General features: G+C 74.0%; 16 protein-coding genes. 8 read left to right on the forward strand and 8 right to left on the reverse strand.

The features are described 5' to 3' along the window. Positions 1 to 8: 8 nt before the first annotated feature. From ACQRUO_RS15565 to ACQRUO_RS15575, 3 genes are all read right to left on the reverse strand, one after another. Positions 9 to 503 carry a hypothetical protein gene (locus ACQRUO_RS15565; protein ID WP_428316491.1) on the reverse strand — a complete coding sequence of 165 codons (495 nt, stop codon included), beginning with the start codon at positions 501 to 503 and terminating at the stop codon, positions 9 to 11. Between the two features lie 38 nt (positions 504 to 541). Beyond that, positions 542 to 2,170, reverse strand: coding sequence for an FAD-dependent monooxygenase (locus ACQRUO_RS15570; RefSeq protein WP_428316492.1), 1,629 nt, complete (start codon positions 2,168 to 2,170; stop codon positions 542 to 544). A gap of 99 nt (positions 2,171 to 2,269) precedes the next feature. After that, a complete protein-coding gene (locus ACQRUO_RS15575; protein WP_428316493.1) occupies positions 2,270 to 2,902 on the reverse strand; it encodes a TetR family transcriptional regulator in 633 nt (210 codons plus the stop codon). 185 nt (positions 2,903 to 3,087) lie between these two features. Here ACQRUO_RS15575 and ACQRUO_RS15580 point away from each other — a divergent pair, with 185 nt between their 5' ends. Further along, on the forward strand, positions 3,088 to 3,759 hold the full coding sequence (locus ACQRUO_RS15580; protein WP_428316494.1) for an HAD family hydrolase: 672 nt from the start codon (positions 3,088 to 3,090) through the stop codon (positions 3,757 to 3,759). A gap of 7 nt (positions 3,760 to 3,766) precedes the next feature. Here the strand turns inward: ACQRUO_RS15580 and ACQRUO_RS15585 are convergent, their stop codons facing one another. After that, complete coding sequence (locus ACQRUO_RS15585; protein ID WP_428316495.1) at positions 3,767 to 4,177, reverse strand: nuclear transport factor 2 family protein; 411 nt, start codon at positions 4,175 to 4,177, stop codon at positions 3,767 to 3,769. A 10-nt stretch (positions 4,178 to 4,187) separates the two neighbouring features. Continuing rightward, complete coding sequence (locus tag ACQRUO_RS15590) at positions 4,188 to 4,745, reverse strand: DUF3291 domain-containing protein (RefSeq protein ID WP_428316496.1); 558 nt, start codon at positions 4,743 to 4,745, stop codon at positions 4,188 to 4,190. Positions 4,746 to 5,086: 341 nt separating this feature from the next. Here ACQRUO_RS15590 and ACQRUO_RS15595 point away from each other — a divergent pair, with 341 nt between their 5' ends. From ACQRUO_RS15595 to ACQRUO_RS15625, 7 genes are all read left to right on the forward strand, one after another. Continuing rightward, positions 5,087 to 6,805 (forward strand): acyclic terpene utilization AtuA family protein, encoded by a 1,719-nt coding sequence (locus ACQRUO_RS15595; RefSeq protein WP_428316523.1) that lies wholly within the window; start codon positions 5,087 to 5,089, stop codon positions 6,803 to 6,805. Beyond that, complete coding sequence (locus tag ACQRUO_RS15600; protein WP_428316497.1) at positions 6,802 to 8,400, forward strand: acyl-CoA carboxylase subunit beta; 1,599 nt, start codon at positions 6,802 to 6,804, stop codon at positions 8,398 to 8,400. Before ACQRUO_RS15595 ends, ACQRUO_RS15600 begins: the two co-directional genes overlap by 4 nt. Positions 8,401 to 8,462: 62 nt before the next feature. Beyond that, positions 8,463 to 10,445, forward strand: a complete 1,983-nt coding sequence (locus ACQRUO_RS15605) for a biotin carboxylase N-terminal domain-containing protein (RefSeq protein WP_428316498.1) — start codon at positions 8,463 to 8,465, stop codon at positions 10,443 to 10,445. A gap of 42 nt (positions 10,446 to 10,487) precedes the next feature. Beyond that, positions 10,488 to 11,669 (forward strand): acyl-CoA dehydrogenase family protein, encoded by a 1,182-nt coding sequence (locus tag ACQRUO_RS15610; RefSeq protein ID WP_428316499.1) that lies wholly within the window; start codon positions 10,488 to 10,490, stop codon positions 11,667 to 11,669. A 124-nt stretch (positions 11,670 to 11,793) separates the two neighbouring features. Further along, positions 11,794 to 13,383 carry an AMP-binding protein gene (locus tag ACQRUO_RS15615; protein ID WP_428316500.1) on the forward strand — a complete coding sequence of 530 codons (1,590 nt, stop codon included), beginning with the start codon at positions 11,794 to 11,796 and terminating at the stop codon, positions 13,381 to 13,383. Positions 13,384 to 13,512: 129 nt separating this feature from the next. After that, positions 13,513 to 14,145 (forward strand): TetR/AcrR family transcriptional regulator, encoded by a 633-nt coding sequence (locus ACQRUO_RS15620; RefSeq protein ID WP_428316501.1) that lies wholly within the window; start codon positions 13,513 to 13,515, stop codon positions 14,143 to 14,145. A gap of 141 nt (positions 14,146 to 14,286) precedes the next feature. Beyond that, complete coding sequence (locus tag ACQRUO_RS15625; protein WP_428316502.1) at positions 14,287 to 16,794, forward strand: SpoIIE family protein phosphatase; 2,508 nt, start codon at positions 14,287 to 14,289, stop codon at positions 16,792 to 16,794. A gap of 79 nt (positions 16,795 to 16,873) precedes the next feature. Here ACQRUO_RS15625 and ACQRUO_RS15630 read toward each other — a convergent pair whose 3' ends face one another. The 3 genes from ACQRUO_RS15630 to ACQRUO_RS15640 form a co-directional block, all read right to left on the reverse strand. Further along, entirely contained in the window at positions 16,874 to 18,448 is a 1,575-nt protein-coding gene (locus ACQRUO_RS15630) for an MFS transporter (protein WP_428316503.1), read from the reverse strand. Then, entirely contained in the window at positions 18,445 to 18,996 is a 552-nt protein-coding gene (locus tag ACQRUO_RS15635) for a TetR/AcrR family transcriptional regulator (RefSeq protein ID WP_428316504.1), read from the reverse strand. Before ACQRUO_RS15635 ends, ACQRUO_RS15630 begins: the two co-directional genes overlap by 4 nt. Positions 18,997 to 19,139: 143 nt before the next feature. Further along, complete coding sequence (locus tag ACQRUO_RS15640) at positions 19,140 to 19,532, reverse strand: cell division protein SepF (RefSeq protein WP_428316505.1); 393 nt, start codon at positions 19,530 to 19,532, stop codon at positions 19,140 to 19,142. Between the last annotated feature and the right edge of the window lie 275 nt (positions 19,533 to 19,807).

Here is a 19,807-nt window from a genome sequence, read left to right on the forward strand (position 1 = left end):
GGTTGCCGTCAGACGCAGGCCCACCAGTAGAGCTGCTCGTCCGCTTCGCGGGCCCGCCGGGCAAGTGCGACGAGCTCCGTGGCCACCGGCAGCAGCTCCGCGGCGCCGGCGCCGCGCAGCTCGGCCGCCTGCGCCCAGCGGGCGACGACGGCCGGCAGGTCGACGTCGCGCACGGCCGCCAGCGTGTCCCGGACCAGCGGATGGAGTTCCGCGGCCCAGGGCCCGGTCGCCCACGGGTCGTCCTCGTCTTCGAGGCCATCGGGGCCAGGCTTCGGAGAAGTCGGCCAGACCGACGTCTCCTGCACCAGGTCCACCCGCCAGTGGATCTGACGGATCGCCGCGATCAGCTGACCCAGGATGACCACCGGCTCCAGGTTCTTCGCCTCGACGCCGTCGAAGGCCCGTGGCGTCTCGGTCAGCGGGGACCCACCCGCCGACGCCTCGAGCGCCCGTACCACCGCTGCCGCATCCGCCGCGCGGAAGTAGTCGACCAGCACACCCACGGCTTTCCTCCACCCTCGGTCCGTCGGGCGGCAGTAGATCAGACGTCACCCACAAGCGGCCCCTGACCGGCGGCTCCGGCGGCGCCGAACCACCGCTCGGCTGCTGCGCGCAGCGCTGCCAGGTCGGCCGGGTCGAGGCGGGGAGCGGCCGAGGCCCATGCGACGTGGCAGTCGGGGCGGAGCAGCAGGGCGGTGACCTCGCCGCCGGGGGAGTGGGCCTGGGCGGTGACCACGTCCACCCGGTCCCGCCAGGGGGCGAGCGCACCGGCGGCCGCGCCGTCCTCGGTCAGGTCGAGGAGCAGCGGCCGGGCGGTTCCGGTCAGCTCCGCGAGTCGGACCACCCCGTCCGGGGTGCGCAGCTCCAGGTCCGGCGTGAACCGGCCGACCAGGGGGTGGTCGGTGGGGTCGGTCGGCCCGTAGCGGAGGTCGGCGCCGGCGGTGAGGGCGGCGAGGTGCCCGACCGTGCTCGGGTGCTCGAGGAGTTCCCCGAACAGCTCGCGCAGCGCGGTGACGTCGCTGCCCGGAGCGGTGAGGGCCGCCTGTGCCTGGGCGTTGACGACCATGCGGTGCGCGGCCTGCCGCCGCTCCCGCTGGTAGCTGTCGAGCAGTCCGGCCGGGGCGCCGCCGCGGAGTTCGGCGGCGAGCTTCCAGCCGAGGTTGGCCGCGTCCTGCAGGCCGAGGTTGAGTCCCGGGCCGCCGCCGGTGGCGTAGATGTGCGCGGCGTCGCCGATCAGGAAGACCCGGCGGTCCCGGAACCACTCGGCGATCCGGGTGTTGCCGCCGCTCAACCGGCGCAGCACGTGCGGCCCTTCGCCGCCGGGCGGGCCCAGCGGCAGGTCGGCGCCGAGCACCCGGCGCACGCTCGCCCGCAGTTCGTCGAGGCTCATCGGCTCCTCGGTCGAGGGCTGGTCCCACTCGACGGTGCTGATCAGCGGTGGGTGGCCGGGGAAGGGCGCGTAGGAGAAGCCGCCGTGGTCGGTGCGGTGCGGCAGGAACGGCAGGACGGCGCCGTAACCGGGGATGTCCAGGGCACCGCTGGTGGGGTCCACCCAGTCGGCTGGGACGGTGGCGTGCGCGGTCCGGTTGGTGGTGCGGTCGTAGGTGATGCCGGGGAAGCCGATGCCGGACAGCTTGCGGGTGATGCTGTGGGCGCCGTCCGCTCCGACCAGGTAACGGGCCGTCAGGCGGTACTTGCCGTCCGGCGCGGCGACGTCGACGGTGACGCTCTGCGCGTCCTCGGCCTCGTCCCCGTCCTTGCTCTGCGACAGGGCGACGACCTCGTGCCCGCGCCGCAGCTCCACTCCGAGCTCCGCGGCCCGCTCGGCCAGCACCTCGACGATGCGCTGTTGCGGGACCGCCAGCGCATGGATCGGGCTGTCCGGCAGCAGGCCCAGGTTCATCGGCAGCGCCGCGAACATGAAGTACGCCGAGTTCGGCCGCGGCGGGCCCGGTACGCCGCCGAGGCGCTCGTACAGGCCCCGGTGGTCGAGCAACTTCACGACCTGGCCGAGGAGTCCGTTCGCCTTCGGCTCCTCGCTCGGTAACGGCCGGCTCTCCAGCACCACCGGCCGCACGCCGGCCAGGGCCAGTTCGCAGGCGAGCATCAGCCCGTTCGGGCCGCCGCCGACGATGACGACGTCCGTGTCCGTGACCATGTCCGTGTCCATCGCAATCTCCCCCTCGTTCGGTAGGAATCCATTCGGTGGGAATCCAGTCGGGATGGGTCCGCGCCCGCGCCCGCGCGGCGACGCGCTCCGGGTCGCCCGCTATCCGGCGGGCAACCCCGCCGCGACCCGGTCGAACACCTCGCGCAGCATCGGTGCCAGCGGGGCGGGCGGCTCCTGGCGCAGGCAGTGCTCCACGGCGACGGCGCTGCCGGCCCCGATCACCGCGGCGACCAGCCTCGGGTACACGTCGACGGCCGGATCGGTTCCGGTGCGCTCGGCGATCGCCTTGGCCAGCTCCTGCTCCGCGACCGCGTTCGCCTTCGCGAGCTCCCCTTGCAGCGCGGGTTCGGCGAGCATCAGTCGCACCCCGTCGGTCCAGCGCCGCTCCTGGTCGACGGTGGCCGCACCGGTGCCGCCCTGCGGCGCGAACCGGGCCTGCACGGCGTGGGCGACCGAGTCCCACAGCGGCTCGTCGACCGGCCGGCCCCGCAGCTCGTCGGCCACCTGCAGCATCCGTTCCAGGTGTCCGGCGGCGATCGCCTCGGCCTTCCCGGAGAAGTAGTTGCGGAACGTCCGCACCGAAACGTCGGCCGCGGCGGCGATGTCCTCCACCGTCACCGCATCCCACCCGCGCAGCACGCACAACCGGATGGTGGCCTGACTCAGCGCAACACGCGTCTCCCGCTTCTTGCGCTCCCGCAACCCGACGGGGGCCTCGCTCTGCTCGCTCATGCGGGCCAGCCTAGACAGAACGTGCCGGATCGGCAAGATTGCCCGATGGGTAAGATTACCTGAGTGGCAAAGATGCCCGAGAGGCAAGATTTCGGAACCGGCAAAGCTGCTGGATGGGCAAGGTTGCACCATCGGCAAAGCTGCCGCCCAGACCATGTCCGATCACCATCTGGCATGATCACCGCGTGATCAGTGCATCCGCGCAGCCTGGCCGGCGCACCAAGTACGTCCTGTTCGATGTCGACGGCACGTTGATCGACGCGGTCGGCAACCAGCGTCGGGTCTGGGCGACCTGGGCGGAGCGGTACGGGCTGGAGCCGGACGAGGTCTACCGGGTGGCGCTGCGGACGCGGCCGATGGAGACGTTCGCCCAGGTCGCTGCGGACCGGGATCCGCATGAGTGCCTGGCGGTGCTGCACGCGTTGGAGGACGAGGACGTCCGTTCCGGCAGCTACGCGGCCTTCGACGGTGCGGCGCAGCTGCTCCACGGCCTGCCGGCGGACTCCTGGGCGCTGGTGACCTCCAACTACGAGCACCGGGTGCGCGGCCGCTTCGTGCGCACGGGCCTGCCGGTGCCGGGCCTGATCGTGGACGCGGCCGCCGTCGCGGAGGGCAAGCCCTCGCCCGTCCCGTACCTGCAGGCCGCCGCTCAGCTGGGCGCGGACCCCTCGGACTGCCTGGTCATCGAGGACGCCCCGTCCGGGGTGCAGTCCGGGCTGCGGGCGGGGATGACGGTGTGGAACGTGAACACCGCGGCCGCCGTGGACGGCGTGCACCGCCACTTCGCCAGCCTGCGCGAAGCGGTCCCGCACATCCTGGACTTCGCGTCCGGGTCTGCCGGGACCGCTGCAGCCTGACCCCCGCTCAGGCGGTGCTGACGTGAGCGGCGATCACGCGCCACCCGTGCCCGCTCGTGTGGACCCAGGTGCGCGTGTAGCGCACGCGCGCGGTGAAGTCCTGACCTTCGAGCGATCCGGCGAGCGTGCCGAGGGACCAGGTGACGCCGGTCGCGCCCGTGACCAGGACGGCGAGGTCCTCCTCGTCGACCCGGGTGAGGCGTTGCCGGCCGCTCCGTTGGACCTCCAGGTCGTCGTCCTTCCCGTACAGGCGCCCGTCGGGCCCGGTGAAGAGCAGCCGGTCGTCGAGCAGGACGTCCAGTACATCGGCATCGGCGGCGAGCTGCGCGGCCTGGAGGCGGCGTTCGGCGGAACGCAGTTCCGCCGTCAACTGCCCCTCCTGCCCTGCCTGGAAGCTCTCGGTCTGATCGTCATCCATGCGCAGCACGTTACCGGGCCTGATGACGAGTCGGGCCGATTCCGTTGACCCTGGTGGGAGTTCCGTCCGGGGCGAACGCGTGGTGGAAGGTGAAGGCGTCCGGCACGGCTCCGTGGTCGTGCAGGTGCTCCAGCCTGGAAACCCCGTCCTGCCAGGTGGGTATCACGCCGTCGGAGACCCACCAGAACGCGTAAGCCGGGTGCCCGGTCCGCTCGAACCAGTCGTAACGCCTGTTCAGCGCCTCACGGTGCAGACCGGTGTAGATGGCGTCGAAGGCGGGGTGCAGCTCGGTCCAGAGCGAGAGGGTCGCGGCAAAAGCGGTGGTCTCCACCGTGCGGCCCTTGCCGTACCAGGCCGGTACGGCGAACTCCCCCCACGCGCCCCAGTCCAGGTCGAAGTGTGTGCCCCGGCTGCCGGGCGCCACTTCGGCATGAGCGAGGTATCCGGGGTGCCGGCTGATCGTCCGGTAGATGGGCTCGGCGCTGTCGTGGAACTCGCGCGTGAGAGGGGCGGGATCGGCGAGAGGTGACTTCAGGACGCCGAATGTGTACAGAGCGAGCTGGGGCATGCGCCTCTTCCGGTTGGCGGGCCTGGTGCGGACCCGGTTCGGTGGAAAGGTAGCCGCCCGAGCGGGCCATGTCGACGTTGTGTTTTTCCTGGTCATGTGGCCTCCTGCACAGCTCCTTGCGGGAGTTGGGGCGGCGGACGACCACGGGGGCCCGACTGCGGCACCAGGCCTGGTGGTCAGGTTCCACCCGCCGGGTCCGGTTCAAGATCATCGTGAAAAACAAGCACGCACGATTGCTTTTTTCTCCCCCCTGACCCACCATCGGTACCGACCTCGCCCGGTGCGATCGAAAAGGCTCCTGCATGCCGCGCTCTGGATCGGCCCACGTCGGCACGTCGACCATGCCTCCGCCGTTGCGGATCGGGAACGCCTCGGGGTTCTACGGGGACCGGTTCTCGGCGATGCGGGAGATGCTCACCGGGGGGCCGCTCGACGTGCTCACCGGGGACTACCTGGCCGAGCTGACCATGTTGATCCTGGCCCGGGACCGGGTGAAGGACCCGAGGCTCGGGTACGCCAAGGGGTTCCTGCGGCAGTTGGAGGAGTGCCTCGGGCTGGCCCGGGAGCGCGGGGTGAAGCTCGTGGTCAACGCCGGTGGGCTGAACCCGGGCGAACTCGCCGAGCGGATCGACGAGTTGGCCGCCCGCCAGGGGATCGCGGTGCGGGTGGCCCAGGTCGCCGGGGACGATCTGCTGCACCGGGCCGCGGAGTTCACCGAGCCCGCCGGTCTGCTCGCCGCCAACGCCTACCTCGGGGCCTTCGGGATCGCCGAGTGCCTGCGGGAGGGCGCCGACCTGGTGGTGACCGGTCGGGTGACCGATGCCGCACTGGTGGTCGGGCCGGCCGCGGCGCACTTCGGGTGGGGGCCGGGCGACCTGGACGAACTCGCCGGCGCGGTGGTGGCCGGGCACGTGCTGGAGTGCGGGGCGCAGGCCACCGGCGGCAACTACGCCTTCTTCACCGAGCACGACGTCACCCGCCCCGGTTTCCCGCTCGCCGAGGTGCATGCGGACGGCAGCAGCGTGATCACCAAGCACCCGGGCACCGGCGGCGCGGTGACCCTCGGTACGGTCACCGCCCAGCTGCTCTACGAGACCACCGGGCCGCGCTACCTGGGTCCCGACGTCACCGCCCGGCTGGACAGCGTCCGGCTGACCGAGGACGGCCCGGACCGGGTGCGGATCAGCGGGGTGCGCGGCGAGGCCCCGCCGCCGACCCTCAAGGTGGGCCTCAACCGGCTCGGCGGCTGGCGCAACGAGGTGGTCTTCGTGCTCACCGGTCTGGACGTCGAGGCCAAGGCCGCCCTGGTCCGGACCCAGCTGGAGCAGGCGCTCACCCCCGAGCAGCGCCCCGCCGAGCTGCGCTGGACCCTGGCCCGCACCGACCGGCCGGACGCGCCGACCGAGCAGGAGGCGAGCGCGCTGCTCCAGCTGACCGTGTGGGACCGGGACCAGGCCAAGGTCGGCCGGGCGGTCAGCTCGGCGGCCGTGGAGCTCGCGCTGGCCGGCTACCCGGGCTTCCACCTCACCGCGCCGCCCGGCCCCGGCGCCCCGTACGGGGTGTTCGAGGCGGTGCACCTGGACGCCAAGCTGGTCGAGCACTGGGCGCAGCTGCCCGACGGCACCCGCCGCGCCGTCCCGCCCGCCCCGACCACCGCGACTCAGGCGGACCCGGCAGACCCCGCAGCCCCCGCAACCCCGGACCTCCCCGCCCCCCTCCCGCCCGGCCCCACCCGCCGCGAGCCGCTCGGCCGCCTCGCGGGCGCCCGCAGCGGCGACAAGGGCGGCGACGCCAACCTCGGCGTCTGGGTCCGCACCGAGGACGCCTGGCGCTGGCTCGCCCACACCCTCACCGTCGACCTCCTGCGCGAACTGCTGCCGGAGACCGCCGAGTTGCCGATCACCCGCCATCTGCTGCCCAACCTGCGGGCGGTCAACTTCGTCATCGAGGGCCTGCTGGGCGAGGGCGTCGGCGCGCAGCGGCGGTTCGACCCGCAGGCGAAAGCGCTGGGGGAGTGGCTGCGCTCCCGCACCCTGGACATTCCGGAGGCCCTGCTGTGACCGTCCTGCCCACCCGGGTCGACCCGGGCTCGGCCGAGTACCGCGAGCACCGCGCGGCGATGCTCGGCAAGCTCGACGAACTGGCCGCCGAACACGCCAAGGCGCTGGCCGGCGGCGGCCCCAAGTACGTGGAACGGCACCGGGCCCGCGGCAAGCTGATGGCCCGCGAGCGGATCGAGCTGCTGCTGGACCAGGACGCGCCGTTCCTGGAGCTGTCCCCGCTGGCCGCCTGGGGCAGCGACTACCCGGTCGGCGCCGGGATGGTGACCGGGATCGGCACGGTGGCGGGCACCGAGTGCGTGATCACCGCCAACGACCCGACCGTGCGCGGCGGGGCGAGCAACCCGTGGACCCTGCGCAAGGCGCTGCGGGCCAACGAGATCGCGCTGCGCAACCGGCTGCCGTTGGTCAACCTGGTCGAGTCGGGCGGCGCCGACCTGCCGAGCCAGAAGGAGATCTTCATCCCGGGCGGCGCGCTCTTCCGCGACCTGACCCGGCTGTCGGCGGCCGGCATCCCGACCGTGGCCGTGGTGTTCGGCAACTCCACCGCCGGCGGCGCCTACGTGCCCGGCATGTCGGACCACACCGTGCTGGTGAAGGAGCGGGCCAAGGTCTTCCTCGGCGGTCCGCCGCTGGTCAAGATGGCCACCGGTGAGGAGGCCGACGACGAGTCGCTCGGCGGCGCCGAGATGCACGCCCGCACCTCGGGACTGGCCGACCACTTCGCCACCGACGAGGTGGACGCGCTGCGGATCGCCCGCCGGATCGTGCACCGGCTGCACTGGCGCAAGGCCGGCCCGGGCCCGGACCCGGCCGCCGCGCCGCCGAAGTACGACGAGCAGGAGCTGCTCGGCATCGTGCCGGGCGACCTGAAGGTCCCGTTCGACCCGCGCGAGGTGATCGCCCGGGTGGTGGACGGCTCCGACTTCGACGAGTTCAAGCCGCTCTACGGCAGCAGCCTGGCCACCGGCTGGGCCACGCTCTTCGGCTACCCGGTCGGCATCCTGGCCAACGCGCAGGGCGTGCTGTTCAGCGCCGAGTCGCAGAAGGCCACCCAGTTCATCCAGTTGGCCAACCAGCGGGACGTCCCGCTGCTCTTCCTGCACAACACCACCGGCTACATGGTCGGCAAGGAGTACGAGCAGGGCGGCATCATCAAGCACGGCGCGATGATGATCAACGCGGTGGCGAACAGCACCGTCCCGCACATCTCGGTGCTGATGGGCGCCTCGTACGGGGCCGGGCACTACGGCATGTGCGGCCGGGCCTACGATCCGCGCTTCCTGTTCGCCTGGCCGAGCGCCAAGTCCGCGGTCATGGGTCCGGCCCAACTCGCCGGCGTGCTCTCGATCGTGGCCCGGCAGTCGGCCGCGGCCAAGGGACAGCCGTACGACGAGGACGCGGACGCGGCGATCCGCGCGATGGTCGAGCAGCAGATCGAGGCGGAGTCGCTGCCCGCCTTCCTCTCCGGGCGGCTCTACGACGACGGGGTGATCGACCCGCGCGACACCCGCACCGTGCTCGGCCTCTGCCTCTCCGCGATCCACAGCGCCCCCGTCGAGGGCGCGCGCGGCTACGGCGTCTTCCGGATGTGACGGCACGCGAGATGACGGAACCCCAGGCACCCCAGGAACCTCAGGAACTCCAGGAACCCCACATGATCACCACCCTGCTGGTCGCCAACCGGGGCGAGATCGCCCGCCGGATCTTCCGCAGCTGCCGCGAGCTGGGCATCGCCACCGTGGCGGTGTACGCGGACCCGGACGCGGACGCGCCGCACGTCCGCGAGGCCGACACCGCCGTCCGGCTGCCGGGCGCCCAGCCCGCCGACACCTACCTGCGCGCCGACCTCCTGGTGGCCGCCGCCCGGGCGGCCGGGGCGGACGCGGTCCACCCGGGCTACGGCTTCCTCTCCGAGGACCCGGCCTTCGCCGAGGCGGTGCTGGCCGCCGGGCTGACCTGGGTCGGCCCGCCGCCCTCGGCGATGGCCGCGATGGGCTCCAAGAGCGCCGCCAAGCGCCTGATGGCGGCGGCGGGCGTGCCGGTGCTGGCGCCGGTCGACCCGGCCCGCGCCACCGAGGCCGACCTGCCGCTGCTGGTCAAGGCGGCCGCCGGCGGCGGCGGTCGCGGCATGCGGGTGATCCGCGAACTGGCCGCCGTCGAGGGCGAACTGGCCGCGGCCGCGGCGGAGGCGGCGGCCGCCTTCGGGGACGGCGAGGTCTTCCTGGAGCCCTACCTGCCGAGCGGACGGCACATCGAGGTGCAGCTGCTGGCCGACGCGCACGGCACCGTCTGGGCGCTGGGCGAGCGCGACTGCTCGGTGCAGCGCCGCCACCAGAAGGTGATCGAGGAGACCCCGGCCCCCGGCCTGGTGCCGGAGCTGCGCGAGCAGCTGGCCGCCGCCGCGACCGCCGCCGCCCGGGCGATCGGCTACACCGGCGCCGGCACCGTGGAGTTCCTGCTGGCACCGGACGGCCGGTTCGCCTTCCTGGAGATGAACACCCGGCTGCAGGTCGAGCACCCGGTCACCGAGTGCGTCACCGGCCTGGACCTGGTCGCGCTGCAACTGGCCGTGGCCGAGGGCGCGGTGCTGCCCGCCGAGCCGCCGGCGCCCACCGGCCACGCGATCGAGGCCCGGCTGTACGCCGAGGACCCGGCGGCCGACTGGCAGCCGCAGACCGGCACGCTGCACCGGATCGAGTTCCCGGCCCCGGACGGCGGCCCGAGCGGCGCCGCCGGCCCGGGCTCTGCTCCCACGAGCGCCGCGGGCCTGCGGATCGACTCCGGGGTGGTCGACGGCAGCACCGTCGGCGTGCACTACGACGCGATGCTCGCCAAGGTGATCGCCTGGGCGCCCACCCGCGCGGCCGCCGCCCGCCGACTGGCCGACGCCCTGACCCGGGCCCGGATCCACGGCCTGACCACCAACCGCGCGCTGCTGGTCCGGGTACTGCGCCACCCGGCCTTCCTGGCCGGCGAGTTGAGCACGGCGTTCCTGACCGAGCACGCCGCCGAGCTGCTCCCGGGCGACCCGGACAAGACCGAGCCGCCACTGGCCGCGCTCGCCGCCGCCCTCGCCGCCGCCGCGACCCGCCCGGGCCCGCTCCCCTCCGGCTGGCGCAACCTGCCCGCCCAGCCCCAGCTGCGCCGCTACCGCACCGCGGACGGCACGGAGCTGACGGTCCGTTACCGACACATTAGGGACGGCCTGCTGGCCGAGGACCACCCGGAGGTCCGGCTGCTCGAAGCCCGTCCCGACCGGGTCACCCTGGAGCTGGCCGGCGGGCTGCGTCGCAGCTGGCAGCTGGCCCGCTACGGCACGACCGTCGAACTCGACGGACCGGCGGGCGCGGTGACCCTCACCGAGCTGCCGCGCTTCCCCGAGCCGGTCGAGCAGCGCACCCCGGGGGCACTGCTCGCCCCGATGCCCGGCACCGTGGTCCGGGTGGGCGCCGCGGTGGGCGACCGGGTGCGGGCCGGGCAGCCGCTGCTCTGGCTGGAGGCGATGAAGATGGAGCACCAGGTGGCCGCCCCGGTGGACGGCACGGTCGCCGAACTGCGCGCCGCCGCCGGCCAGCAGGTCGACCTCGGCACCCTGCTCGCGGTCCTCACCCCGGCCGAGCCGGTCGCCGAGGACTGAACACTCCCGACTGCCCGTCAACCCAGCACCCAAGGAGCCCGCATGGCCGCATCCAGCACTCCCGAGAGCCCGTTGATCGAGTCGCCCGAGCGGATCGCGCTGCGCAAGGCGGTGGGCGACCTGGGCCGGCGGTTCGGCTCGTCCTACTTCCTGGCCAAGGCCCGGGCCGGCGAGCACACCGACGAACTCTGGTCCGAGGCCGGCAAGCTGGGCTTCCTCGGCGTCAACCTGCCGGAGGAGTACGGCGGTGGCGGCGCCGGCGTCTACGAGCTGGCGATCGTGCTGGAGGAGCTCGGCACGGTCGGCTGCCCGCTGCTGATGCTGGTGGTCTCGCCGGCGATCTGCGGCACCATCCTGGCCCGGTTCGGCACCCCCGAGCAGAAGCGGGCCTGGCTGCCCGCGCTGGCCGACGGCACCCGCCGGATGGCCTTCGCGATCACCGAGCCGGACGCCGGATCCAACTCGCACCGGCTCTCCACCGTGGCCCACCGGGACGGTACCGACTGGGTGCTGAACGGCCGCAAGGTCTTCATCTCCGGTATCGACGGGTCCGACGCGGTGCTGGTGGTCGGCCGCACGGCCGACGCGCGCACCGGCAAGCTCAAGCCGGCCCTGTTCATCGTGCCGCGCGAGACCCCCGGCTTTGAATACCGGCCGATCCCGATGGAACTGGTCTCCCCGGAGCGGCAGTTCCAGGTCTTCCTGGACGACGTCCGGCTGCCGGCCGAGGCCCTGGTGGGCGACGAGAACGCCGGGCTGCAGCAGCTGTTCGCCGGCCTCAATCCGGAGCGGATCATGACCGCGGCGTTCTCCCTCGGGGTCGCCCGCCAGGCGCTGGCCACCGCGGTGGCCTACGCGAAGACCCGCACCGTCTGGGACACCCCGATCGGCGCCCACCAGGGTCTGGCCCACCCGCTCGCCCAGTGCACCATCGAGGTCGAGCTGGCCCGGCTGATGATGCGCAAGGCCGCCCACCTCTACGACGCGGGCGACGACCTGGCCGCCGGCGAAGCCGCCAACATGGCCAAGTACGCCTCCGGCGAGGCGGCCTGCCGGGCGGTGGACCAGGCGGTGCAGACCCTGGGCGGCAACGGCCTGACCCAGGAGTACGGGCTGGCCGCGCTGCTCTCCGCCACCCGGGTCGGCCGGGTCGCCCCGGTCAGCCGGGAGATGATCCTCAACTACGTGGCCCAGCACACCCTTGGCCTGCCGCGCTCCTACTGACGGAGGGTCAACGACGGTGCAGGCAGCACCGGTGGCCGGAGCGCCGTGCGTGCGGCGCCCGGCCACCGGGTAGCACCTCGGGCACGGCCCACCGGCCACGAACCGCCAACCGTGAGGAGTCCCCATGGCGTTCCGCAGCGAGTACCCCGATGTCCCGGTCCTGGACCAGCCGTTGCACACCCTGGTGCTGTCCCGGGCGGCCGAGTACGGTGACCGGAGCGCCCTGCTGGACGGCCTGACCGGCGAGCGGGTGAGCTACCGGGAGCTGGCCGAGGCGGTCGACCGGGTGGCGGCCGGGCTGGCCGAGGCCGGGGTGGTCAAGGGCGACGTGGTCGCGCTGCACAGTCCCAACTCGCTGGTCTACCCGGTCGCGCTCTACGCCGCCAGCACCGCGGGCGCCACCGTCACCACGGTCTCCGCGCTGGCCACCCCCGAGGAACTGGCCGGCCAGCTGCGCGACAGCGGGGCGAACCTGCTGCTGGTCGCGAGCGCGCTGCTGCCGGTCGCGCTGGCCGCCACCGACGGCGGCAAGACGGTGCGCGAGATCATCCTGCTGGACGGCGACGACCGCGGTAAGGGCGGCCACGGCACCGCCGCCCACCGCACCCTGGCGGACCTGCGGGCCTGCACCGGCCCGGTGCCCGAGGTGGCCATCGACCCGGCCACCGACCTGGCGGTGCTGCCCTACTCCAGCGGCACCACCGGCCTGCCCAAGGGGGTGATGCTGACCCACCGCTCGATCGGCACCAACCTGGCCCAGGTCGACGCCGTCACCCGGATCGAGCCGGGCGAGGTGGTGATCGGCGTGCTGCCCTTCTTCCACATATACGGGCTCACCGTGATCCTGAACCGGACCCTGCGCGCCGGCGCCACCGCCGTGGTGCTGCCGCGCTTCGACCTGGAGCAGTTCCTGCGCACCATCGAGGAGTACCGGGTCCAGGCGCTCTTCGTGGCCCCGCCGATCGTGCTGGCGCTGGCCAAGCACCCGATGGTCGACGCCTTCGACCTCACCTCCGTCCGCTACGTGCTGAGCGCCGCCGCCCCGCTGGACGCCGAGCTCGCCGCCGCCTGCGCCGCCCGGCTCGGGCTGCCCACCGTCCACCAGGGCTACGGCATGACCGAGCTGTCGCCGGCCACCCACGTGGTCCCGCTGGACGACCCGGCACCGGCGCCCGGCACGGTCGGCAAGCTGGTGGCCGGTACCGAGCTGCGGATCCGCTCGGTGGACGGCGGCGCGCCGGACCTCGGCACCGGGGAGCGGGGCGAGATCCTGATCCGCGGCCCGCAGGTGATGAAGGGCTACTTCGGCCGGCCCACCGAGACCGACACCATGATCGACCCGGACGGCTGGCTGCACACCGGCGACGTCGGCTACGTCGACGAGCGGGGTTACCTCTTCGTCGTCGACCGGGTCAAGGAGCTGATCAAGTACAAGGGCTACCAGGTCGCCCCGGCCGAGCTGGAGGCGCTGCTGCTGACCCACCCGCAGATCGCCGACGCCGCCGTGGTCGGGGTCCCGGAGGAGGACGGCAGCGAACGGCCCAAGGCCTTCGTGGTCCGCGTCCCCGACAGCGAGCTGACCGAGGCCGAGGTGATCACCTTCGTCGCCGACCGGGTCGCGCCGTACAAGAAGGTGCGCGCCGTGGCCTTCCTGACCGCCGTGCCGAAGTCGGCCAGCGGCAAGATCCTGCGGCGGGAGCTGCGCGGCCGCTGACCGGCGCGCCGGCCCGGGCCCCGGTCTGCGAGGATGCCGGACCGGGGCCACCGGCTTCGGACCCGTTCAGCCCGGGACCGGCCGTCCGGGCCCCACCCCCTGACACCCGTCCCCCCGGAGCACCGCCAGATGACCACCGCCGCCCGCACCCCCCAGCAGGACCGCAGCCGGGCCACCAGACGCCGCCTGCTGGAGGCCGCCGTCGACTGCCTGGCCGAGCTGGGCTGGAACGGCAGCACCGTCACCGTGGTGGCCGAACGCGCCGGGGTGACCCGCGGCGCCGCCCAGCACCACTTCCCGACCCGGGAGGACCTGTTCACCGCCGCCGTCGAGCACGTCACCGTGGAGCGGCTGGCCGCGGTGCGGGCCGACGCTGACGAGCTGCCGCCGCCCGGCCCGGCCCGCACCGAGGCCGTGGTCGACCTGATCGTCCGCCTCTACACCGGCCCGCTGTTCCGGGCCGCCCTGCACCTGTGGGTGGCCGCCGCCACCGAGCAGCCGTTGCGCGAGCGGATCGTCGCCCTGGAGAACCGGGTCGGCCGCGAGTCGCACCGCGCGGCCCTGGAGTTCCTCGGGGTGGACGAGAGCGCCGCCGGGGTCCGCGCCTCGGTGCAGGCCACCCTCGACCTGGCCCGCGGCCTGGGCCTGGCCAACCTGCTCACCGACGACGCCGCGCGCCGGGCCGGCGTGGTCCGCCAGTGGTCCCGGATGCTGCAGACCGCCCTCGACGCGGCGTCAGCCGAGACCCCCGGGCAGCCGTAGGCCGCTCCGGCGGGATCGCCGGAGCGGGTCCGACCGCCGGGTGACGATCCCTCGCCCGGCGGCCTGCCATCCGGGGTGACCTGCCGTCACCCGGCCCGGCGCGCGGTCGCCGCCCCGCCGATCAGCGGGCAGTCTGGATGGGTGCACGCACCTCAGCCCGATCCCGACCCCGCCGGCGGCACCCCCGCCGCCGCCGGCGTGCCCGGCGGGCCCGGCGCGCGGCCGGACGCTTCCCGGCTGGCCCCCTCCCGGCTGGCCGGCCACCGGCTGGTCCCGCTCGCCACCGCCCTGCTGGACGCCGAGGGCCGGGTCCTGCACTGGAGCGAGGACGCCGAGCGGCTGCTCGGCTGGCCGGCCGAGGAGATCGTCGGTCAGCTGGCCGCCCCGCTGCTGACCAGCGCGGGACACCGGGGCGAGGTGCTGGAGCTGTACGGGCAGATCCTGGCCGGCCACCGCTGGTCCGGCGTTTTCCCGGTCCGGCACAAGGACGGCCACCTGGTCGAACTGGACTTCCGCACCTACGGCATCAGCGGCCCAGGGGACCGCCCGCTGGTCCTCGCCACCGGCTCCGACGTGCGCGCCCTGCAGGAGGTGGAGGCCAACCTCGCGGTGCTGGACGGCTTCTTCACCCAGTCGCCGATCGGGCTCGCGGTCTACGACACCGAGCTGCGCTACGTCCGGCTCAACCAGGCGCTGGCCCGGATGAACGGCCTGCCGGTGGAGCGGCACCTGGGCCGGCGGCTGGACTCGGTGCTGCCCGGCATCAACACCACCGAGATCGAGAGCGTGATGCGCCAGGTGCTGGCCACCGGCGAACCGGTGGTGGACGCCCGCTCGCACGGCCGGGTGCCCGGCGACCCGGACCGGGAGCGGGCCTGGTCCGCCTCCTACTTCCGGCTCGCCGACCCGGAGGGCCGGGTGCTCGGGGTCAGCTCCTCGCTGATCGACGTCACCGAGCGGTTCCAGGCCGAGGCCCGCGCCGCCCGGGCCCAGGAGCGGCTCACCCTGCTCGCCGAGGCCACCGCCCGGATCGGCACCACCCTCGACATGCAGCGCACCGCCGAGGAACTGATCGCCGCGGTGGTCCCCAAGTTCGCCGACTTCGCCACCGTCGACCTGCTCGACCCGGTGCTGCAGGGCGAGGAGCCCAGCCTGCTGGCACCCGACCAGGGGGTGCTGCTGCGCGCGGTCGCCTCCGGCGAGGCGCACGGCGCCGGACTGACCGACGTGGCCGACGCGGTCGGCGAGACCACCGCCTACGACTCGCACCGGATCTACACCAAGAGCCTGCGCAGCGGGAAACCGATGGTGATCGCCCACGTGGACGAACCGGCGCTGCGCCGGCTGGCCCCGCGCGAGGAGCGGGTGGCGCCCGGACTGGCCGCCGGCATCCACTCCTACCTGCTGGTCCCGCTGCTGGCCCGCGGCATGGTGCTGGGCGGCGCCGAGTTCGTCCGCACCCGCAACCCGGAGTCGTTCAGCGAGGCGGACGTGGCGCTGGCCGAGGAACTGGTCGCCCGCACCGCGGTCTGCATCGACAACGCCCGGCTCTACCGCCGCGAGCGGGAGACCGCGCTCACCCTGCAGCGCAGCCTGCTGCCGCAGGAGATCCACCGCACCCTGGGCCTGGAGATCGCCTACCGCTACCTGCCCAGCAGCGTGGTGAGCGAGGTCGGCGGCGACTGGTTCGACGTGGTGCCGCTCTCCTGCGGGCGGGTGGCGCTGGTGGTCGGGGACGTGATGGGGCACGGCATCCGGGCGGCCGCGACGATGGGTCAGCTGCGCACCGTCGCCCGCACCCTGGCCACCCTGGACATGCCGCCGGCCCAGGTGCTGGCCCGGCTCGACGAGACCGCCACCGGGATCGGCGAGGGCCAGTTCGCCACCTGCGTCTGCGCCGTCTACGACCCGGTGGACCGCAGCTGCGCGGTGGCCTGCGCCGGCCACCTGCCGCCGGTGGTGATGGGCGCCGACGGGGCGGCCCGGGCGCTGGACGTGCCACCGGGGGTGCCGCTCGGGGTGGGCGGGGTGGCCTTTGAGAACGTCGAGTTCACCCTGCCCGAGGGCAGCGTGCTCGCGCTCTACACCGACGGCCTGGTGGAGCGGCGCGGCGCCGACATCGACGAGGGGATCGCCGAGCTCTGCGCCACCCTGGCGGCGCGCGGCCGGACCCTGGAGGCGCACTGCGACGCGGTGATCTCGGCCCTGGTGCGCGGCGCCACCGAGGACGACGTGGCGATGATCATGGCCCGGGCGCTGCCGCTGCCCAGCGACCGGATCGCCACCCTGCCGCTCACCGGCGAGGGCCCGATGCCCTCGCTGGCCCGCCGCTTCACCCGGACCACGCTGGCGGGCTGGGGCCTGACCCCGCTGGCCGACTTCGCCGAGCTGCTGGTCAGCGAGCTGGTCACCAACGCCCTGGTGCACGCCCAGCACCCGCAGCGGCTGCGGCTCTACCGGGACCGGATGCTCACCCTGGAGGTGGCCGACGCCGGGCGGTCGGCTCCCCGGCTGCGCCCGGCCGGCTCGGAGGACGAGGGCGGGCGCGGGATGCACCTGATCAACGAGCTGGCGCACCGCTGGGGGAGCCGGCCGACCAAGGAGGGCAAGGTGGTCTGGGCCGAGCTGGAGGTGCGGCTGGGCAGCTGACCCGGTGCCACCGGGGCCGGCGGGGGCCGCCAGGGCCGACCACGGCCCGGGGCGGGCGCGCCGCCGCCCGGCCGGTTCGTCAGCGCACCCGCAGCAGCCGCCAGGCCAGCCCGGCGCCCAGCAGCACCAGCACCGCCGCGCAGAGCGCCGCCAGTCCCATGCCGTGCACGAAGGCCCCGCGGGCCGCCGCGGCCAGCGCCTGCCCGGCCGGCCCCGGCAGCGCGTGCGCCGTCTCCACCGCGGCCCCGAGCGACTGGCGGGCCGCGTCGACCGCGTCCGCCCCCACCCCGGCCGGGTGGCCGAGCGTGCGCGGGTAGACCGCGGTGAGCACCGAGCCGAAGAGCGCGATGCCGAGCGCGGTGCCCAGCTCGTAGGCGGTCTCGGAGACCGCGGAGGCGGCGCCGGCCTTCTGCGGTGGCGCGGCGGTCAGCACCAGGTCGGCGGAGAGCGTGTAGACCAGCCCCTCGGCGGCGCCGACCGCCAGGAAGACCGCGGCCAGCAGCAGGTAGGGGGTGTCCTGGCGGAGCCAGCCGAGCACCCCGAGAGCCAGGCCGAGTGCCGCCATCCCGCCCACCAGGGCGCCGCGGGTGCCGGCCCGGCGGGCGATCCGGGCGGTCAGCACCGAGGTGACCGCCGCCCCGGCGAAGGCCGGCAGCTCGGCCAGGCCGGCCCGCAGCGGGGAGTACTCCCGGACCAGCTGGAGGTACTGCGAGGTGAAGAAGACCACGCCGCCCAGGCCGAACACGGCGATCAGCGCACCCAGCACGGCCGCGGTGAACCGGCGGTCGGCGAACAGCCGCACGTCCAGCAGCGGGGCGTCCAGCCGCAGCTGGCGCCGGACGAACCGCCACAGGCAGAACGCGCCGACGGCGGCCGTCACCGGGACCTCCCAGTGGGCGGGGCCGTGCGCGGCGGCCTCCTTGACCGCGTAGACCACGGCGATCACGCCGGTCATCGAGTAGCCGACGCTCGGCAGGTCGAACCGGCCCGGCTCGGGGTTGCGCGACTCCGGCAGCAGCCAGCCGCCGAGCACCAGCAGCAGCGCCACCAGCGGCAGGTTGAGCAGGAAGACCGAGCCCCACCAGAAGTGCTCCAGCAGCACCCCGCCGACCAGCGGCCCGGCGGCGGCGCCCGCGGTGGCGGCCGCACCCCAGATGCCGATCGCCCGGGCCCGCTCGCGCGAGTCCGGGAAGAGCGCCCGGATCAGCGACAGGGTGGACGGCATGATGGTGGCGCCGGCCACGCCCAGCAGCGCGCGGGCGGCGATCAGCCAGCCCGGGCTCGGCGCGTAGGCGGCCAGCAGCGAGGCGGCGCCGAAGGCGGACGCGCCGATCAGCAGCAGCCGCTTGCGCCCCACCCGGTCGCTCAGCGCACCCATGCTGACCAGCAGCCCGGCCAGCACGAAGGAGTAGATGTCGCCGATCCAGAGCAGCCCGGTGGCGCTGGGCGCCAGGGTCTCGGTGATCGACGGGATGGCGAGCACCAGCACGGTGGCGTCGACCACCACCAGCGTGACGGCGAGCACCAGCACGGCCAGTGCGGACCAGCGGCGCGGGTCGGGGGTGGGTGTGGCGGTCGGGGCGGTCGGGGCGGTCGGGATGTTCGACGTCTTCGAGGTGTTCAGGGTGCTCGAGGTCTCGCGGGTGGTGCTCATGGGGTGTTCCTCCGCAGGGCCCCGCCGAGGAAGAGTTCGGTCAGGGCGAAGGCACTGTCGCGCGGGGCCAGCCGGCCGTCCTGCACCGCCCAGCCGACGCCGGCCAGCAGGTCGAAGAAGGCCTCGCTGAGCCAGCCGGCCGGCAGCTCGATCCGGAACACCCCCTCCTGCTGCCCGCGCAGGAAGAAGGCCCGGACCCGGGCGTCCTGCTCCTCCCAGAGCTCGCACAGCTCGGGGTCGTCGAAGAGCTGGTTCTCACCGGCCAGGAAGGCGCAGAGCGCGGCGTCGGGGACCAGCAGCTCGACCAGTCGGCGCAGGGCGGCGGCGGTGTCGCCGGTCTCGATCGCGGCCTCGTCGAGCGCGCTGTTGTAGCGGCGCAGCCCGAGCAGGCCGACCTCGCGGATCAGCGCCTCGCGGCCCGGGAAGATCCGGTGCAGCGAGGCCCGGCTGATGCCGGCGGCGCGGGCGATCTCGTCCAGGTGGGCGGTGGGCTGCCGGGAGAGGACGGTCACGGCTGCCTTGAGTACCGCGTCGCGATCGATGGCCATGAGAACAGGGTAGCTCACCTGAGACATGGATGTCTCAGGTGAGAACCGGAAGCACTGTCTGCGGTGGATCCGCGCAGCACGAAGGCCGGTGGCGACCCCTGATCGGGGTCACCACCGGCCTTCGTGGGTGGTTCCAGTGCGGCTCAGCTCTGGTTGTAGAAGCCGCTGTCGTCCAGCGGTCGGTCGATCACCATCACCTCGACCTCGGGCGGGGTGAGCAGGAAGACCCGGCGGGCGATCCGCTCGATCCCGCCGCGGGTGCCGAAGACCAGGCCGGAGGCGAAGTCCACCATCCGCTTGGCCTCGGCGTCGTCCATCTCGGTCACGTCCATCACCACGGGAGTACCGGAGCGGATGTGCTCGCCGACCACGCGCGCGGACTCGAAGCCGGTCGGCTTCACCGAGACGATCTTGGTCGGGTTCGGCAGCATCGGTACCGTGTCGGCGGTCGCCCACGGCTCCTCCTCGTACACCGCGGCCGGGTAGCTCCCGGACGGCATCAGCCACCCGTGGTGCTCGTCGCGAAGTGCTCCCATGCCGCGCCTCCCTTGTCCTGATCCCCGGCTGGCCCCGGGCGTCGCGCTGCCTGCTGACGCGTCGTCCATTCACCGGAGCTGTCCGAGTATCGCACTGATCACCGCTTCGGCGCCCGCCCTGGCGCGCCGTTGGAGTGGTGGCGTGTGCCGGTGGCACTCGCCGTCCTCATCGAGAGCGGACGCCGCAGGTCGGCCCCCGGTTGCGCGGTTGGCGCCGGATCACTCCGACCTCGCGTTCGACTTCCCGTTCGAGGGAGTGGAGTTGACGGAGACTC

The sequence above is a fragment of the Kitasatospora sp. LaBMicrA B282 genome, assembly GCF_050325825.1.
Taxonomy (GTDB): domain Bacteria; phylum Actinomycetota; class Actinomycetes; order Streptomycetales; family Streptomycetaceae; genus Kitasatospora.

Bases quoted from the DNA above. Each gene is read 5' to 3' on its own strand.
- ACQRUO_RS15575 (WP_428316493.1), bottom strand. From the start codon at position 2,902: ATGAGCGAGCAGAGCGAGGCCCCCGTCGGGTTGCGGGAGCGCAAGAAG.
- ACQRUO_RS15620 (WP_428316501.1), top strand. From the start codon at position 13,513: ATGACCACCGCCGCCCGCACCCCCCAGCAGGACCGCAGCCGGGCCACC.
- ACQRUO_RS15640 (WP_428316505.1), bottom strand. From the start codon at position 19,532: ATGGGAGCACTTCGCGACGAGCACCACGGGTGGCTGATGCCGTCCGGG.
- ACQRUO_RS15595 (WP_428316523.1), top strand. From the start codon at position 5,087: ATGCCTCCGCCGTTGCGGATCGGGAACGCCTCGGGGTTCTACGGGGAC.
- ACQRUO_RS15570 (WP_428316492.1), bottom strand. From the start codon at position 2,170: ATGGACACGGACATGGTCACGGACACGGACGTCGTCATCGTCGGCGGC.
- ACQRUO_RS15610 (WP_428316499.1), top strand. From the start codon at position 10,488: ATGGCCGCATCCAGCACTCCCGAGAGCCCGTTGATCGAGTCGCCCGAG.
- ACQRUO_RS15630 (WP_428316503.1), bottom strand. From the start codon at position 18,448: ATGAGCACCACCCGCGAGACCTCGAGCACCCTGAACACCTCGAAGACG.
- ACQRUO_RS15615 (WP_428316500.1), top strand. From the start codon at position 11,794: ATGGCGTTCCGCAGCGAGTACCCCGATGTCCCGGTCCTGGACCAGCCG.
- ACQRUO_RS15590 (WP_428316496.1), bottom strand. From the start codon at position 4,745: ATGCCCCAGCTCGCTCTGTACACATTCGGCGTCCTGAAGTCACCTCTC.
- ACQRUO_RS15605 (WP_428316498.1), top strand. From the start codon at position 8,463: ATGATCACCACCCTGCTGGTCGCCAACCGGGGCGAGATCGCCCGCCGG.
- ACQRUO_RS15635 (WP_428316504.1), bottom strand. From the start codon at position 18,996: ATGGCCATCGATCGCGACGCGGTACTCAAGGCAGCCGTGACCGTCCTC.
- ACQRUO_RS15585 (WP_428316495.1), bottom strand. From the start codon at position 4,177: ATGGATGACGATCAGACCGAGAGCTTCCAGGCAGGGCAGGAGGGGCAG.